1 pseudogene is annotated in these 3,612 nt (G+C 40.2%); it reads right to left on the bottom strand.

Going from position 1 to position 3,612, the window contains the following annotated elements:
- Positions 1-3,612 (bottom strand): annotated as a pseudogene (locus tag ACFILA_RS09195) (hypothetical protein); the annotation flags it as partial.

Genomic DNA, 3,612 nt, shown 5'->3' with positions numbered 1-3,612 from the left:
ATTATCAAAAGAACTGTCTGTTATATTACCAGCTGCATCAACCTTCGATAACTTGTAGGTTGGTCCTGTAAACGTACCGCCAACAAATTTTGCATCACCACCAAGGAATTTAGCCACATTCTGAGAAATTGTGTTGATCTGGCTACCCGTAATTGCATCACGTGAATTTTCAGCAATGGTACCCTCTTTTACATTATGAAGCGCAACTGGTCCTGCATCCTTACCTTTACCTAAAGTCACACTCGTGTAATCAATGCCGCCATTATCACCATCTTTTTTATCGTAATGAACAACAGCTGAATCATCAGACTGAAGGCTGGTAGAAAGCTTCTCTAAACTTTTATCAAGTTGCGCTTTATTGACTGCTTCATTGTCTTTCTCTGCTGCCTTAACACCTGAAAGTGTCCGGTCTTCTTTCTTACTGCTGGCAATATTGACTTCTGCACCTTCTACTTCTTTACCAATAGTGATAACTTTCGTCTTATCATCCTGCTTGGCAAGACTATCACTCACTACATTCGTCACATCATTATGAACATTCGTGATAGAACTCGCAACACCAGCAAATGCTTCCGATACACTATTGTAAACCTTTTCCTCACCAGTACTACCATCTTCATTGACAGTTTTAAGCTTGAAGGTGGGGGCAACCCATTCTCCATTCTCATAACTAGCGCCACCACCAAAATAGCTAGCAACCGTCCGATTGACTGAATAAAGCTGACTACCCGTTACAGCATCTGTTGATTTAGCGCTAATCTCACCATTTGCTAGAAACGTAATTCTACTGTTTTCTTGTGTCCTTACAGCTCTGCCTTTTTCTTCTTGCTTCTTCTCATGACGCGCGACAAACGCATTGGCTTCCTTGCTCCAATTCAAAGAATCCTGCGCTACCCCTTCAGAAACTTCCTTAATCCGTGCATTCACATTCTTGATATTATCATCAAGACCAGTAAATGCACTACCAACATTATCAAAACTAGCACTTGCTACCGAACCATCCGTATCAACCTTCGATAACTTGTAGGTTGGTCCTGTAAACGTACTGCCAACAAATTTTGCATCACCACCAAAAAACTTGGCTAAATCCTGAGAAATCGTGTTGATCTGACTACCATTAATCGCATCATGTGAATTATCAGCAATGGTACCATCTTTGACATTATGAAGTGCAACTGGTCCTGCATCCTTACCTTTACCTAAAGTCACACTCGTGTAATCAATGCCGCCATTATCACCATCTTTTTTATCGTAATGCACAACAGCTGAATCATCAGACTGAAGGCTGGTAGAAAGTTCCTTCAGACTTGCATCAAGCTGACCTTTGTTAACAGCTTCATTATCCTTTGTTGCTTCACCAACACCTGAAAGAGTCCGATCCGTACCAGTCTTGTTGGCTATATTGATTTCACTGCCTTCTACTTCTTTACCAATAGTGATAAGATTTGTATCTGCATCTTTCTTAACAAGGCTATCTCCTCTAACATTGTTAATTTCATTGTTAATTTGTTTTGTAATCTCATTTTTAACATTTGTGATAGAACTACCAACCCCTGTTAAAGCACTCGCTACATCAGGATAATTCTGATCTTTAGATCCACCATCAGCATCAAAGGTCTTGACCGTGAATTTAGGATTCGTCCATTTACCTTCTGTATATTCAGCGCCACCACCTAAATAAGTTGCAACAGTCTTATTCGTCTCAAAAAGCTGAGAACCATTGATCGCATCACTTGAGCTTGTAGAGACCTCTCCATTGGAAAGAAATGTAATCTTACTCTTGCTTTCCTTCTCTCCATGTGTTGCTACAAACGCCTTGTCAGAATCACTCCACAACAATGCATTCTGCTTAATATTTTCAGTAACCTCCGTGTTGTTTTGGGTAAACTCTTTTTGAAGATTCTCAAAAGATGTTCCTACACCCTCAAAAGCTTCCGATACAGTATTATACTTCTTCTCTTCAACTTTAGTACCATCCTCATTAATGGTCTTAATCTTGAAGCTTGGAGCTATCCAAGCGCCACCGGCATAACTAGCATGACCACCTAAAGACTGCGCAACACTGTCACCTAGAGCATATAGCTGATTTCCTGCTACAGCATCGCTTGAAGTTCCACTAACGTCTCCGTTGGCAAGATGTTTAATCTTGCTGCTCGCTCTTTTATCTTCTTTTCCATGCTGTGCCACAAAGGCACCTTCAGCATCACTCCACAACAATGCATCGCCTTGAACTTCTTGCGTAATATTACTTAATTTTTCATTAAACTTTTTGACCTCATTAGACAGATGTTTATTCACATTTATGAAGTTCGTATCAATTCCTGCAAAAGCAGAGCCTACATCATTATAGGATTCGCTTGTCACTTCACCATCTTCAGAAACTTTCGACACCGTATAAGTGGGATCTTTAAACTTCTCACCATCAAAGGATACGCTGCCACCTAAAATCTTTGATAAATCTGCAGCTATGGTATGAAGCTGACCTCCCGTAACCGCATCATTCGAGCCTGATACTATAGAGCCAGCCGCAAGTGATGTGATCTTGCTGTTTTCCTTTTTACCTTCTTCCGTTTTATGCTGTGCGACAAAGGCGTTACTCTCATTACTCCATAATAAAGAATCTTGTGCAACTCCTTCTGAGACTTCCTTAATGCGAGCGTTAACAGTCTTGATATTTGTATCAAGTCCTTTAAAGGCTTTTTCAACACCTTCATACGGTTTATCTGTTACCTCACCGTCTTTAGAAACTGTCGATAAGTCATAGCTGGGAACTGTAAAAGTGCCATCAGCACTAAACGATGATTTGCCACCTAAAATCTTTGATAAACTTGCAGCTATGGTATTAATCTGACCACCCGTAACAGCATCGCTCGAACCTGATACTATAGAACCATCAGCCAGCGATGTGATCTTGCTGTTTTCCTTTTTACCTTCTTCCGTTTTATGCTGTGCGACAAAGGCATTGGCTTCACCATTCCATAACAAAGCATCTTTCTCAATATGTTGAGAACTATCAGTTATTTTTTTATTAAAATCATTGATCGTATTCGTTATACGCGTATTCACATTCCCAAGGCTATAATCAAGCGCCGAAAGAGCTGAACCAACATTATGATGACTATTTGGCGATACATCTACATCACCAGTTTTTCTAATGTCATGTACCCCATAAGATGGTTCACTGAAAGCACCATTACTAAAAGCTGCATTCCCACCTAAGAACTTAGCAATATCACCGCCTATTTTATTAATCTGCTGACCATTAATTGCATCATAGGATTCTGAAGATATTACACCCTTAGCAACATTATGGAGTGCAACAGGTGTCTTGTCTTTACCACCCAAAGTTATACTCATATAATTAGGGGCACCATCCTTCTGTTTATCGTAATGAACAACGGCTGAATCATCAGACTGAAGGCTGGTAGAAAGATCCTTTAAACCTTTATCTAGCTGACCTTTATTAACCGCTTCATTATTCTTCGTTGCTGCCTTCACACCAGAAAGAGTTCGATCTGCTTTGCTACTATTAGCGATATTGATTTTATTGCCGCCTCTTTCCGCACCAATAGTAATAAGACCCATCCTATCCTGCTTAACAAGGCTATCACT

This window comes from Bartonella sp. CL71SXKL, assembly GCF_042194935.1.
GTDB lineage: Bacteria > Pseudomonadota > Alphaproteobacteria > Rhizobiales > Rhizobiaceae > Bartonella.
Note: the sequence above shows the minus strand (reverse complement) of the source record. Positions and strands in the feature narration are given on the sequence as shown.